The organism is Paramesorhizobium deserti, assembly GCF_001558695.1.
GTDB classification, from domain to species: Bacteria; Pseudomonadota; Alphaproteobacteria; order Rhizobiales; family Rhizobiaceae; genus Paramesorhizobium; species Paramesorhizobium deserti.
On the sequence record NZ_LNTU01000001.1, the window covers coordinates 772,493 to 786,596 of the forward strand.

General features: G+C 62.4%; 11 protein-coding genes and 1 riboswitch. Of the genes, 4 read left to right on the forward strand and 7 right to left on the reverse strand.

Annotated features, from left to right (window positions below; translation table 11 throughout):
* Nucleotides 1-126: 126 nt before the first annotated feature.
* Nucleotides 127-4,935 (forward strand): autotransporter outer membrane beta-barrel domain-containing protein, encoded by a 4,809-nt coding sequence (locus tag ATN84_RS03650; RefSeq protein WP_153020080.1) that lies wholly within the window; start codon nt 127-129, stop codon nt 4,933-4,935.
* A 112-nt stretch (nt 4,936-5,047) separates the two neighbouring features.
* Here the strand turns inward: ATN84_RS03650 and ATN84_RS03655 are convergent, their stop codons facing one another.
* From ATN84_RS03655 to ATN84_RS03665, 3 genes are all read right to left on the reverse strand, one after another.
* On the reverse strand, nt 5,048-5,380 hold the full coding sequence (locus ATN84_RS03655; protein ID WP_068880138.1) for an RcnB family protein: 333 nt from the start codon (nt 5,378-5,380) through the stop codon (nt 5,048-5,050).
* A 196-nt stretch (nt 5,381-5,576) separates the two neighbouring features.
* Nucleotides 5,577-9,356 (reverse strand): methionine synthase, encoded by a 3,780-nt coding sequence (gene metH / locus ATN84_RS03660; RefSeq protein ID WP_068880139.1) that lies wholly within the window; start codon nt 9,354-9,356, stop codon nt 5,577-5,579.
* Nucleotides 9,357-9,529: 173 nt separating this feature from the next.
* Nucleotides 9,530-9,778 (reverse strand): hypothetical protein, encoded by a 249-nt coding sequence (locus ATN84_RS03665; protein WP_068880140.1) that lies wholly within the window; start codon nt 9,776-9,778, stop codon nt 9,530-9,532.
* Between the two features lie 139 nt (nt 9,779-9,917).
* Nucleotides 9,918-10,097, reverse strand: a riboswitch (cobalamin riboswitch).
* A 321-nt stretch (nt 10,098-10,418) separates the two neighbouring features.
* Between ATN84_RS03665 and ATN84_RS03670 the strand changes: the two genes are divergently transcribed.
* Complete coding sequence (locus ATN84_RS03670) at nt 10,419-10,880, forward strand: BA14K family protein (protein WP_068880141.1); 462 nt, start codon at nt 10,419-10,421, stop codon at nt 10,878-10,880.
* Nucleotides 10,881-10,984: 104 nt separating this feature from the next.
* On the forward strand, nt 10,985-11,245 hold the full coding sequence (locus ATN84_RS03675; RefSeq protein ID WP_153020081.1) for a hypothetical protein: 261 nt from the start codon (nt 10,985-10,987) through the stop codon (nt 11,243-11,245).
* On the opposite strand, the gene ATN84_RS03680 is transcribed toward ATN84_RS03675, so the two are convergent.
* Nucleotides 11,233-11,478 (reverse strand): hypothetical protein, encoded by a 246-nt coding sequence (locus ATN84_RS03680; RefSeq protein ID WP_068880143.1) that lies wholly within the window; start codon nt 11,476-11,478, stop codon nt 11,233-11,235. The two genes, ATN84_RS03675 and ATN84_RS03680, sit on opposite strands and share 13 nt — an antisense overlap.
* Before the next feature lie 187 nt (nt 11,479-11,665).
* Between ATN84_RS03680 and ATN84_RS03685 the strand changes: the two genes are divergently transcribed.
* Nucleotides 11,666-12,238, forward strand: coding sequence for a methylated-DNA--[protein]-cysteine S-methyltransferase (locus tag ATN84_RS03685; protein WP_068880862.1), 573 nt, complete (start codon nt 11,666-11,668; stop codon nt 12,236-12,238).
* A 12-nt stretch (nt 12,239-12,250) separates the two neighbouring features.
* Here ATN84_RS03685 and ATN84_RS03690 read toward each other — a convergent pair whose 3' ends face one another.
* The 3 genes from ATN84_RS03690 to ATN84_RS03700 all read right to left on the reverse strand — a co-directional run bounded on the left by ATN84_RS03690 (nt 12,251) and on the right by ATN84_RS03700 (nt 14,101).
* Nucleotides 12,251-12,544 carry a Dabb family protein gene (locus ATN84_RS03690; protein WP_068880144.1) on the reverse strand — a complete coding sequence of 98 codons (294 nt, stop codon included), beginning with the start codon at nt 12,542-12,544 and terminating at the stop codon, nt 12,251-12,253.
* Nucleotides 12,545-12,725: 181 nt separating this feature from the next.
* Nucleotides 12,726-13,070, reverse strand: coding sequence for a 2Fe-2S iron-sulfur cluster-binding protein (locus tag ATN84_RS03695; RefSeq protein ID WP_068880145.1), 345 nt, complete (start codon nt 13,068-13,070; stop codon nt 12,726-12,728).
* A gap of 5 nt (nt 13,071-13,075) precedes the next feature.
* Nucleotides 13,076-14,101, reverse strand: coding sequence for an NAD(P)/FAD-dependent oxidoreductase (locus ATN84_RS03700; protein WP_082766129.1), 1,026 nt, complete (start codon nt 14,099-14,101; stop codon nt 13,076-13,078).
* Nucleotides 14,102-14,104: the final 3 nt, after the last annotated feature.

Consider the following 14,104-nt stretch of genomic DNA (forward strand, 5'->3'; position numbering starts at 1 on the left):
CGCCACCCAAGCATATGGCGTGATCGGCACACCATTTCCAGTTGTTCTCCGCGTTTTTTGAACCCGAATCCAGCATCGTCGGAGGCTGCCTTGATTTCCCGTTATCTGTTCAACAAGAAAAAATTATTGTCGTCAGTTTCAGCCGTATCGGTCATCGGTGCAGCGGTTCTCCTGCCGACGCCGTCGCAGGCAAACTGCATCACGTCTGGCCTGACGACGAGCTGCGATACCTCTGCGCCCAATCCCTATACCCAAACGATAGGTGTCGGCGGCGCGACAGAAGACAACCGGATCGTCATCGTCGAGTCCGGCTCGCAGATCAATGTCAGCGAATACAACGCCATCTCGCTCGGCAACAACGTAAACATCATAGTGAAGAGTGGTGCAACCGTCAGCAGCACTACAAACACACAGGGAATATTCGGCCCCAACTCCTTGGGCACCAACACTATCGATTTCCTCAGCAACGGAACGATTACGATAGAGGAAGGTGCGGCGGTCGAGAATCTTGGGACCGCGGGGAATGCGGAAGCGATCAACTATACCGGTGAAGGAACCACAATCATCAACAATGGCCGAATCTATTCCGCTTACACAGCAGCCATCTTTTTTGAGAACTCCACGGCCGGGCTCAATACCATCATCAATAACGAGACTGGTGTGATAAGTACCGGAGTGTCTGGAGGGCCAACCGGGGGCAACGTGATTGGCACCAGCGGAAGTGGCCGCACGGAATTCATCAACAAGGGCCGGATCGAAGGCAATCTGCTCTTTGCAGGCGGCGATGATATCCTGCACCTTTTCGCCGGCTCCATCATCACCGGCAGCATGGATGGCAGCGGCGGGACAGACCAGATCTTCTTGGAAGGGGATGGCGACGATGTCATGGCCGGCAATCTCGACGGCTTCGAGGAGTTCACCAAGCAGGGCACCGGCACCTGGACGCTGAGCGGCTCGATTGCCGGTCTCACCAAGGTCGACATCAAGGAAGGCACGCTGGTGCTGACCGGAAACAATTCCAGCGCCGCGGGCATCATCACCGTGGATCCCGGCGCGACCCTGGCGGCGCGCGCCCAGAGCCTGCCGTCACAGGTGCACAACGACAATGGCTCGGTGCAGTTCCTGCAGACCGACAACGGTGCCTATGGTGGCGTCGTCTCGGGCGGCGGCGGGATTATCAAGAAGGATGCCGGCACGCTGACGCTGACGGGGATCAACACCTATACGGGCGGAACAGTCGTGAAGGAAGGACTCGTCAACGTCTCCTCCGACGCCAATCTGGGCGATCTGTCGGGCGGCGTGACGCTCGACGGCGGGGGGCTGCAATTCGGCGCGGCCTTCGCCATGAAGCACAATATTACGCTCGCCGCCGGCAACGGCACGATCGACACCATGGCCTATCAGAGCGGCATAGACGGCATCATCGACGGCGCCGGCGGCTTGACGAAGACCGGCTCTGGCGCACTGACCCTGACGGGAAAGAACACCTACAAGGGCGAGACCAAGGTCAGCGCCGGCAGCCTGATCATCGACGGCAACCAGTTGGCGGCGACGGGGCGCGTGAGCGTCGACAACGGCGCGATGCTTTCCGGCAAAGGCGTGGTCGGCGGTGATGTCGCGATTGGCGACGGCGGCATCCTGCAGGTCTCCAGCGATGCCGGCGGCGCGCGGGCGCTGACGATCAAGGGCGATCTCTCGCTGCAGCAGACCTCCACGATCAACTATTCCTATGGCCAGGCAGCCGGCGGCGCGCCGGCCAACGTGCTGGCGGTCAATGTCGGCGGCGACCTGACGCTCGACGGCACCATCAACATCAACAACAGCTCCGGCGCCAACTTCCCCGTGCCCGGTCTCTACCGGCTGATCAACTATGCCGGCACGCTGACCGACAACGGCGTCACGCTCGGCACCCGTCCGTCAGGCGATTATTTCATCCAGACCTCGGTCGACCACCAGGTCAACCTGATCAGCTATGTCGGTGCCAGCGCCAATTTCTGGGACGGGGCGGGCGGGGCGCGCAACAATGGCAAGATCGAGGGCGGCGACGGCGTCTGGCAGGCCGACGGCGGCAACGACAACTGGACCGAGAAGACGGGCCGGGTCAACGTGCCCTACACTGACAACAATTTCGCTATCTTCACCGGCAAGGCCGGCACGGTGACCGTCGACAACAGCAAAGGCAATGTGCGCTCCGGCGGCATGCAGTTCGCCGTGGACGGCTATGTCGTCAAGGGCGGCGACATCGCGCTGGGTGAGGACCCGGCGACGATCCGGGTCGGCGACGGCACCACGGCCGGGGCCAATTACGACGCCACCATCGCGTCCCGCCTCACCGGCACGGCGAAGCTCGTCAAGGCCGATCTCGGCAGGCTGGTGCTGACCGGCGAGAACAGCTACAGCGGCGGCACCTCCGTCGAGGGCGGTGTGCTGCAGCTCGGCGACGGCGGCACATCGGGCAGCATCGCCGGCGCGGTGGCGCTTGCCGGCGGCACCAGCCTCGTCGCCAACCGCTCCAACAGCCTGACGCTCGGCGCCGCCATCTCCGGCGACGGCAAGGTGGTGCAGGCCGGAACAGGCACGACCATGCTGCGGGGCGCCAACAGCTATAAGGGCGGCACCGAGATCAACGCTGGCATTCTCAATGTCGCCTCCGCCGCCAATCTCGGCGACGCCACGAGTCATGTGACGTTGAATGGCGGCACATTGCAATCAGGCGCGTCCTTCGAGACGGCTCACGCCATCACGCTGGCGGCGGCCGAGAACACCATAGACACACAGGGTTTCAACACCACGCTCACCGGCAGCATCGACGGGCCGGGCGCGCTGATCAAAACCGGCACGGGGCGGCTCAGCCTGGCGGCAGCGGAGAGCTATGCCGGCAGGAGCATCATCAGCCAAGGCACACTGGCGCTCACCGGCGCCGGCGACATCGGCGCGTCAAGCGGGGTGACGGCGGACGGCAGCTTCGACATATCCGGCATCGCCACCGACACCACCGCGATCAAGGCCCTGTCCGGCGGGCGCGACGGCCGCGTCCATCTGGGGGACAAGGGGCTCGTCATCACCGCTGCGCAAAATGACGACTTCGAAGGCGTCATCGACAGCGCCGGCGGGCTTGCCGTCACCGGCGGCAGGCAGATATTCTCGGGCGACAACGAATATACCGGCGGCACGCAAATCGCCAAGGGCAGCGCATTGCAGCTCGGCAGCGGCGGCACATCAGGCAGCGTCAAAGGGGGCATCGCGATCGACGGGCTGCTCGCCTTCAACCGCTCCGACATCTTCACCGCCGACAATATCCTCACCGGTCCTGGCACGCTAGAGCAGATCGGCAGGGGCACCACCATTCTGACGGCCGAAAATGCTGGCTTCACCGGCACCACCAATATCCACGCTGGCGTGCTGCAGGTCGACCGCGGGCTCGGCGGGATGATGAACGTGCTTGCCGGCGGCATGCTGCAGGGCGAGGGCATGGTCGGCTCCACCGTCAATGCCGGCACCATCGCCCCCGGCAATGGCGGCAAGGATCTGGGCACCCTCACCATCCAGGGCGACTATGCCGGCAATGACGGCGTCGTCAGGCTCAACACCGTGCTCGGCGACGACGCCTCGCAAACCGACTTGCTGGTCATCACCGGCAACACCTCCGGCGCCTCGAAGGTCCGGGTGCTCAACCGCGGCGGGCTCGGCGCCCAGACCGAGGACGGCATCAAGATCATCGATGTCGGCGGCCAGTCGGACGGCACCTTCGCACTCATCGGCGACTACACCACCAAGGACGGCAAGAGCGCCGTCGTCGGCGGCGCCTATGCCTACACGCTGCACAAGAACGGCCTCGCCTCCCCCACCTCCCGCGACGGCGACTGGTACCTGCGCAGCGAATATATCTTCCAGCCCGGCGCACCCCTCTACGAGGTCTACGGCCAGGTGCTCAACCACCTCAACACGCTGCCCACCCTCGCCGAGCGCACCGGCAACCGCTACTGGGCCGGGGCCGGCCACATGCCCATCCCGCAGGGCGACGGCCCGGGCATCCCCGACGAAGCCGTTCCCTACCCGCCCGAGAGCGGACCGGCCCAGGCCTTCCTCGAGACCGGCGTCCTGATCTGGAACCGCATCGAGGCCGCCCATGCCCATCACCGGCCCGACACATCTACCACCGGGGCCGAATACGACATCGACCTGTGGAAGGGGCAGATCGGCATCGACGGCCAGTTCCACGAGGACGAGCGCGGCAGGCTGATCGGCAGCATCTGGGTCAGCTATGGCAATGCCTCGGCCGATATCGAGGCCTTCTATGGCGACGGCAAGATCGAAACCAGCGGCTACGGCCTGGGCGGCGCGCTCACCTGGTATGACGACAGCGGCTATTATCTCGACGGCCAGACCCAGATCACCTGGTTCGACAGCGATCTCAACTCCTCAACCCTCGGCCGCACCCTCCTCGACGGCGACAAGGCCCTGGGCTATGCGCTCTCCAGCGAAACCGGCCTGCGCTACAGCCTCACCGACAGCTGGACGCTGACCCCCCAGGCCCAGCTCACCTATGTCCAGGCCATGCTCGACGACTTCACCGATCCCTATGGCGCGCGGGTGGCCTTCGACCGCAACGCCAAGCTGACCGCCCGCCTCGGCCTGGCGGCCAACTACCAGACGGCCTGGCAGGACGCAGAGGGCTATGGGCGGCGCGCCGATCTCTACGGCATCGCCAATCTCCATCAGGAGTTCCTCGACGAGATCAAGGTGAAAATCTCGGGCCATCCGCTCGAGAACAGCGAGGAGAAGACCTGGGCCGAGATCGGCGCCGGCGGCACCTATAACTGGAACGACGACCGCTATGTGCTGTTCGGCACCCTCAGCGCGAGAACGGGCCTCACCCATCCTGGCGACAGCTATAAATTCGCCGGCAATGCGGGGTTCAAGGTCAAGTGGTAGAAACTCCGGGCGGGAAACGGATGAAGGCGGTCTCACGACCGCCTTCATCCTTGGTCCGTTCGTCTTGGGAGACTTGGAAGCAGTTCCGGGACGCGGAACCGGATCGATGGGCCTACCGGCCTGCCACGATCGAGGCGACTACGCCGCTGGCGATGCTGATCAGGATATAATCGTTGTCCACCCGCACCCACTGGTGGCCGCGCGGCGGCCGGCGCAGATGGTAACGCCCATAATCGCGGACCACATGGCTGCGATAGCTGCGCGGCAGCTGCTTGCCTCGCGTCCAGTGCTGGCGCCGGTCGTTATGACGGCGGAAATCGCGGCGGTCGTCATGGCGCTTCTTGACGATCTGATGCTCGTAGCCATGCTTCGGCTGCGGCTGGGCGAAGGCTGTCGCGGGAGCCAGAATGGACAGCGCAGTGATAGCGATTACAAGACGTTTCATCCTGATTTTCCTTTGTGGGTGTCACGAATTTGACGCGCCCAACATGGCTCTCACGCCATGAATGAAACATGAATAGTAGGATTAAATATTGGTAATGCGGCGGGTGCGCGCTTCATGAAATCGCGGAAGCGGGAGCAGTCGAACTTCCTCCGTCATACTCGGTCTGTTCCGAGAATGACGGCAGAGAGTGCATGCTCTATTCCGCCGCTTCCACCGATGTGGCCCGCTCGCCGGGGACATAATTGAGAATCGGCCCGAGCCAGCGTTCCACCTCACTCACGGCCATCTTCTTGCGGGCGGCGTAGTCTTCCACCTGGTCGCGCTCGACCTTGGCGACGCCGAAATAATAGCTTTCGGGATGGGCGAGGTAGAGGCCCGAGACGGAGGAGCCCGGCCACATCGAATAGCCTTCGGTCAAGCTCACGCCCGCCGCCCTTTCCGCGTCGAGCAGGCGGAAGAGCGTCGCCTTCTCGGTATGGTCCGGCTGCGCGGGATAACCCGGAGCGGGGCGGATGCCTTCATAGCCCTCGGCGATCAGCTCGTCGCCGGTCAGGCTTTCATCCGGCGCATAACCCCAGAACTCCTTGCGCACGCGCTCATGCATCAATTCGGCGAAAGCTTCCGCGAAGCGGTCGGCCAGCGCCTTGACGAGGATCGAGGAATAATCGTCATTGGCGCGCTCGAAGCGCTCGGCAATCGCCACCTCCTCGATACCCGCCGTCACGACGAAGCCGCCGAGATAGTCCGGCTTCATCCCGAGCGGCGCGACGAAATCGGAGAGCGCCACATTCGGCTTGTCGCCGCGCCGGGAAAGCTGCTGGCGGAGGGTGAAGAAGGTAGCGAGGTCTTGCTTGCGGCTCTCATCGGTGAAGAGCCGGATGTCGTCGCCGACGCTGTTGGCCGGCCAGAAGCCGATGACTGCGCGCGGACGGAACCATTTTTCGTCGATGATCTTCTTCAGCATCGCCTTCGCATCCGCATAAAGCTGGCGCGCGGCTTCGCCCTGCTTCTCGTCATCGAGAATGGCGGGGAAGCGGCCCTTCAGCTCCCAGGTCTGGAAGAAGGGCGTCCAGTCGATATAGCGGGACAACTCCTCCAGATCCCAGTTCTCGAAGGCGCGGGTTCCGAGGAAGCTGGGCTTCGGCGGGGTGTAGGCGTCCCAATCGATCAGTAACGCGTTGGCCCTGGCGCGGGCGAGCGGCAGGCGGAGCTTTTCCGCCTCGTTGCGCGCATGGGCGGCGGCAACCTTGGCATATTCGTCGCGGACCGACTGGATGTAATTTTCCCGCATGTCCGGCGACAAAAGATTGGAGACGACGCCGACGGCGCGGCTGGCATCCACCACATAGACCGTCTGGCCCTTCTCATAGCGCGGATGGATCTTGACCGCCGTATGCACGCGGCTGGTGGTCGCGCCGCCGATCAGCAGCGGGATGTCGAAGCCCTCGCGCTCCATCTCGGCGGCGACATGCGCCATCTCATCGAGCGACGGTGTGATCAGCCCGGAGAGGCCGATGATATCGACCTTTTCCTCGCGCGCCACCTGAAGGATCTTCTGCGCCGGCACCATGACGCCGAGATCGATGATCTCGTAATTGTTGCAGGCGAGCACAACGCCGACAATGTTCTTGCCGATGTCATGCACATCGCCCTTGACGGTCGCCATCAGCACCTTGCCGGCGCTCTGGCGCTCGCCGCTGCCGCCGTTCAGGCGCTTTTCCTCTTCCATGTAGGGCAGCAACACCGCCACCGCCTGCTTCATGACGCGCGCGGATTTCACCACTTGCGGCAGGAACATCTTGCCGGAGCCGAACAGATCGCCCACCACATTCATCCCTGCCATCAGCGGCCCTTCGATGACGTGGAGCGGACGTTCGGCCTTGAGACGCGCTTCCTCGGTGTCGGCCTCGATATATTCGGTGATGCCGTTGACGAGCGCGTGCTCCAGACGCTTTTCGACAGGCCATTCGCGCCAGGAAAGGTCGCGCTCCCGAGCCTCCTTGCCGGCGCCGCCCTTGAAGCGCTCGGCGAGTTCCAGGAGGCGCTCCGTCGCATCAAGGCGGCGGTTGAGCACCACATCCTCGCAGGCCTCGCGCAATTCCGGCTCGATCGATTCATAGACCGCCAGCTGCCCGGCATTGACGATGCCCATATCCATGCCCGCCTGAATGGCGTGGTACAGAAAAACGGCGTGCATCGCCTCGCGCACCGGCTCGTTGCCGCGGAAGGAGAAGGAGAGGTTCGACACACCGCCGGAGACATGGACATGCGGCAAGGTTTTGGTAATCGCGCGCGTGGCTTCGATGAAATCGACGCCATAATTGTTATGCTCCTCGATGCCGGTGGCGACGGCGAAGATATTCGGATCGAAGATGATGTCTTCGGGCGGGAAGCCCACTTTTTCCGTCAGCAGCCTGTAGGCGCGGGTGCATATCTCCACCTTGCGCGCCTCGGTATCCGCCTGTCCCTGCTCATCGAAGGCCATGACGACCACCGCGGCGCCATAGGCGCGGCAGAGCAGTGCGTGATGCAGGAAGGCTTCCTCGCCCTCCTTCATCGAGATGGAGTTGACCACCGGCTTGCCCTGCACGCATTTGAGCCCCGCTTCGATCACCTCCCATTTGGAGGAATCGATCATGACGGGCACGCGGGCGATATCCGGCTCGGCGGCGATGAGGTTCAGGAACTCGGTCATCGCCTTCTGCGAATCGATCAGCCCCTCATCCATGTTGACGTCGATGATTTGCGCGCCGTTCTCCACCTGGTCGCGGGCGACGTCGAGCGCGGCAGCGTAATCGCCCGCCGTGATCAGCTTGCGGAAGCGGGCCGAGCCGGTGACATTGGTGCGCTCGCCGACATTGACGAAGGGGATGTCCTTGGTCAGCGTGAACGGCTCCAGCCCGGAAAGCCGCATCAGCGGCTCAGCCTCGGGGATGGCGCGCGGTTTGTGCCGGGAAACGGCTTCGGCGATGGCGCGGATATGGTCGGGCGTCGAGCCGCAGCAGCCGCCGACGACATTGACCAGCCCCTCGCGGGCGAAGTCCTCGATCTGCGCGGCCATCGCCTCGGGGCTTTCGTCATACTGGCCGAACTCGTTGGGCAGCCCGGCATTGGGATAAGCACAGACGAAGGTATCGGCGATGCCCGATAGCTCCGCCAGATGGGCGCGCATGGCGTTTGCGCCGAGCGCGCAGTTGAGCCCGATGGTGAAGGGCCGGGCATGGCGCAGCGAATACCAGAAGGCCGTCGGCGTCTGGCCGGAAAGCGTGCGGCCCGAGAGATCGGTGATTGTGCCTGATATCATGACAGGCAGGCGGACGCCCTTTTCCGCGAAGATTTCTTCCGTGGCAAAGACCGCCGCCTTGGCGTTCAGCGTATCGAAGATGGTCTCGATCAGGATGATGTCGGCCCCGCCATCGATGAGGCCCCTCACTTGCTCCGCATAAGCGAGTTTGAGATCATCGAAGGTGACGGCGCGGAAGCCCGGATTGTTGACGTCGGGCGAGATGGAGGCGGTGCGGTTGGTGGGTCCCAGCGCGCCGGCGACGAAGCGGCGGCGGCCATCGGTCTGTTCCGCCCGAAGCGCGGCGCGGCGGGCCAGCCGCGCGCCGTCGCGGTTCAGCTCATAGACCATATCCTCCATGCCGTAATCGGCCTGGGCGATAGAGGTGGAGGAAAAGGTGTTGGTTTCGAGGATATCGGCGCCGGCCATGGCATAGGCGTAATGGATTTCCTCGATCGCCGCCGGCTGGGTCAGCGTCAGAAGATCATTGTTGCCCTGCAGATGGCATTCGCAGGCGGCGAAGCGCTCGCCGCGGAAATGCTCCTCATGGAAGCCGAGCCCCTGGATCTGCGTCCCCATCGCTCCATCGAGGATAAGGATACGCTCCCGCGCGGCCTTGGTCAGCGCCGCCAGCACTTCCGAACCGTCCGGCTTTGGCGCTTCCGGGCCAAAGAGATCATCGATGGAACTCATTGCAATTGACTACCTGCTCTGCCTGCCAACCGGATAGGTGAGTGGATTTAATGACATAAAGATATGTTTATGTCAAATTAAGCGCACCGGATTTTGGGCATGACAAAGCGGCCCCGCGCCCTACCGGGAAGGGGGTGACGACATCTGAGGATAGCTTCTTTTCTGGGCTGGCTTTAATTCCGCAGCCTGGCCGGCCCCGCCAGCGAAGCGATCAGTGCAACGAACATCTCCCGCAATCGATGGGGCCCGGCCAGATTGCCGCGGTAGAGATCGAGCTTGCGCACCTCTTGCGCCGCGGCGGCGGCCATATCGGCCTCCTTCGGCAGCCATATAAGCCAGGCGAGGAAGATCTCCTCCGGCGATTTCTGTGCGATATTGCGACGTTCGGCGGTCGTCTTGGCTTGCAGTTCGGCAGTCGGCATCAAAATCCCCGATGATGTGGCGGGGACATTCAGGTGCACACATGCCGGACGGGTGATGGTCTGAAACCATCCGGGCAAGCGATACACCGGGACACCCCGCCCGTTGACCTCTAGCGGACGCTTCCGCGTCCCTTATCGGGGCAGGTCTCCTGGCTCACGGGTCATCACTGCTGTCCGGCCTTCCCGATCCACGAAAGATCAGTGGCGTGATGAAACGACAACAGCTCGCCGCATACAGTTGCGGGGGCAGCGCCGGCCTTGCACTCCGAATAAGAGCACGCACCGGCTTCCCTCTTAGCCTTCTCGCCGTTTTAGCGCCTGTTCTTATCCGAAAAGTCGCAGACTTTTCTGGATCATGCTCAGCCCGACTCGAAGGAACCTCGATCGCTCCATTAGCACCGCGCGCTTTGATCCTGTCAACAAGAAGCGGCGGGCGACGGGACAAATGGCAGCGGAAAATTCAACCATCTGTGAAGCATCGGCGCAAAATGTGACCCAAAATCACGGGTTTATGCTGTCAATCCATCACCGCTGCGCCATAATTCTCTGCAAATGAGGATTGAAAGGGACATGTTTCCTGCGAATTGCCACCTGTGCTCCGATTGAGGGTATGGCACGGCAAGGCGCAGAAGGAGGTAATATGAGAACGCATATTTCGGCGGTCCTCACCGTCCTGATGGCATTGGCCATGGGGCTTCCCAGCGCGATCGGAACGGCGAATGCCGCCCCGCTTTCGGTTGCCAACCCGCAACCGGCCGCCACTTCCGGACCGGTCGAGATGGTCCGGCACCGCGAATACCGGCATCGTGATTATCGGCACAGGCCGCGCTGGCATCACCGCCGCCATTGGGGCCACCATCCGCGCTGGGACCGGCGCTGGCATCATCGCCGCCACTGGCATCACCGCCGGCATTACCGCCCCTATTATGGCGGGGGCTGGTACACTCCGCGCTACCGGCCGCGGTACTATAACCGCCGTCCGGCGGCGGGCAATGCGCATACGCGCTGGTGCTATAACCGCTACCGCTCCTACAGGGCTTACGACAATACCTATCAGCCCTATAACGGCCCACGCCGCCAGTGCTACTCGCCCTATATCTAAATAGGGAATGATCTCCCAATTAAGAGCCCCGGTTTTTCCGGGGCTTTTTCGTTCGTGCCCAATAGGGTTAGGTTAAACCGGACCCTGTTTCACGGGAGGGATGAATGAGCGGACCAAGTACGGAACAAACTGCCCTCGGCATGATGGAGATCGCCATCTGCCTTGCGCAAATCCTGCACGAGGCGGACTCGAGCGTCGCCCGGCGCATGAACTACGCGGCGGGCAAGATTTATAACCGCCTCAAGGGCCAGGGGAATGATGGCGCGGCCGAACTCGTCTACGCATTCGGGCGCACCCTGCTCGACCGGGAGCTTTTCCCGACGGACGACGATTTACCGGAGGATGCGGAGATTCACGTGACGTAGGCGCCAATAGAGGCCCCGACGAGCGCGATCGCGAGCGCGATCATGATTCCATAGAGACGCGGCCGGTCGAACAGCACCGCGAAAGCCGAAAACCACGCCACGATGGCCGCGCCAAGGGCAAAGAGGAAGCCCGGCTTGTCGCCGACCGTAATGTTGACGGCCATTAGCCCACCGATAATGAGCGCACCGAACACGATCAGCAGCCCTGTGGCATATCTTTCGTAATCGTCCATTTCCAATCCTCAATTCACAAGCCGGCACGCGACTCGAAAGCTTTTCCGCTTCCGTGGTTATTTCTAGGCGGAAGCCGCAAAAATGTCTCGCCTTATCAGCCCGATCACCGACCCTTTTGCCCAGACAAACATTATTCCTGTCCGGCTTCAACAACATCATTTGGCGAAACATGTTAAGATCGACACCATGGAATCGCTTGGAATAACCAGTTTCGAGACGGCTATAGGCCCCTGCGCCATCGCCTGGGGCGGAAAGGGTATTGTCGGCGTGCAACTGCCGGAGGCGACCGCCGCGGCAACGCGTGCTAGGCTGCTGAAGCGGTTCCCGCTGGCGCAGGAGCGGACAGCGCCTGCCTCCATTCTGGATGTGATCGACCGCATCGTCGCGCTGCTGGAAGGCGAGAGGGTGGATTTGTCCGAGGCTCCGCTCGACATGGAAGGATTGCCGGCGCTTCACCGGCAGGTCTATGAAATTGCGCTCGAAATACCGCCAGGCGAGACCATGACCTACGGGGCGATCGCCCGGCGAATCGGCGATGTCAGCCTTTCGCAGGCTGTGGGACAAGCGCTGGGCAAGAACCCCTTCCCCGTCGTCGTGCCCTGCCATCGCGTGCTCGGCTCCGGCGGCAAGACGGGCGGCTTCTCGGCCAATGGCGGCGCCGAGACGAAGCTGCGGATATTGACCATAGAAAGAGCGAAGACCAGCGACGAACCCGATCTCTTCGGCAATCTGCCGCTCGCGATGAAGCCACGCGAATAATTCTGACTCGATTTAGCGAGCTTTCGACACCACATCCGCCGAGTAGCGCAATTCGCGCATCGGGCGCACATACTTGGTGGTCTCGCTGTAGACGGGGTGAGCCTTGAAGGCCGCCAATGCCGCGTCGTCGGCAAATTCGGCGTAGACGACGAGATCGATCCTGTCGCAAAGCGGGTCGACCTTGGTGTTCTCCAGGACCTCGAACAGATCGGAATGGGGGATGGTCCCAAGTTGCTCCAGCCCGGCACGCATTTCCTCGAGATCCTGCCCTTCCCTGGCGCTGAAAAAAACAATGTGCCGGATCAAGACCGCTTCCTTTCCACTGAATGCTTCTGCACCGTTCCGGGCGATCTGCAGAGCGCTGCCCGTGGGGTGCGGACATGCTCTACCCCATCTCGGACGGAAACGGAATCATTCGTGGAAAAGATTTGAACAGAGGTAAGGGAGTAAGGAAATTTGATTCCTCCGAGGAGGTCCACCCTATTCCCTATGCAGCGGCGCGGCCCGATCCCGTGCCGGGCGCCAATGTCACCTCAAGTCCGTTCAGGTCCGGCGTCATGATCAGTTGGCAGGACAGGCGGGAATTCTCCTCGACATGGAAGGTCTGGTCGAGCTGGTCCTGCTCCTCATCGAGCGGCTCGTAGAGCTTCGGCAGCCAGTTCTCATCCACATAGACATGGCAGGTGCCGCAGGCGCAGGCGCCGCCGCACTCGGCCTTGATGTCAATCCCCCAGTCGCGGATGATCTCCATCACGCGGAAGCCTTCGAGCGCCTCCAGCGTGTGGCGCTCGCCGTTCTGGTCGATAACGTGGATGAAAAGCGTATCGGACACTGTGATTAAGCCGCCTTCAGTTTCTTCTGCAGGGAGGTGGACGAGGTCGTGTACTGGAAGATGATCCGCTCGCCGGGTGCAACGATGCGTTTTGCCGCATGTGACATCAAGGCTGCCTCATGGAAGCCGGAAAGGATGAGCTTCAGCTTGCCCGGATAGGTGTTGATGTCGCCGATGGCGAAGATGCCAGGCTCGGACGTCTCAAACTTCTCGGTATCGACCGCGATCAAATTCTGATCGAGATTGAGGCCCCAATCGGCAATGGGGCCGAGCTTCATCGTCAGGCCGAAGAAGGGCAGGAGCCGGTCGGCTTCGAGCACTTCCTCGCCTTCCGCGCCCTTGAGCACTACTTTCGACAACTCGCCATCCTCGCCATGGAGGCTCGCGAGCTGCCCCATGCGGAACTTGACGCGGCCTTCCTTCTCGAGCGCCCACATCTTGTTGACGCTGTCGGGCGCGGCGCGGAACTCCGGGCGGCGGTGGACGAGCGTCACCGATTTTGCCACCGGCTCGAGGTTCAGCGTCCAGTCGAGGGCAGAGTCGCCGCCGCCGACGATGACTACGTCACGGTCGCGGAAGGCCTCGATCTTGCGTACCGCGTAGAAGACGCTCTTGCCCTCGTACTGCTCGATCTCCGGCACGGGCGGGCGCTTCGGCTGGAAGGAGCCGCCGCCGGCGGCGATGACGATGACCTTGGTGAGGAAGGTTTCACCGGCATCGGTCTCGACGCGGAAACGGCCGTCTTCCTGACGCTCAAGCGCCGTCACCATGGTGGAGAAATGGAACTGCGGATCGAAAGGCGCGATCTGCTTCAAAAGATTGTCGGTCAGCGCCTGGCCGGTGACCTCCGGCAGGCCGGGAATGTCATAGATCGGCTTTTCCGGATAGAGCTCGGCGCATTGTCCGCCCGGACGATCGAGAATGTCGATGACATGGGCGCGCAGGTCGAGAAGGCCCAGCTCGAACACGGCGAACAGGCCGACCGGCCCCGCGCCAACAATCACAACATCCGTTTCAATGGTCTCGTTGATAGT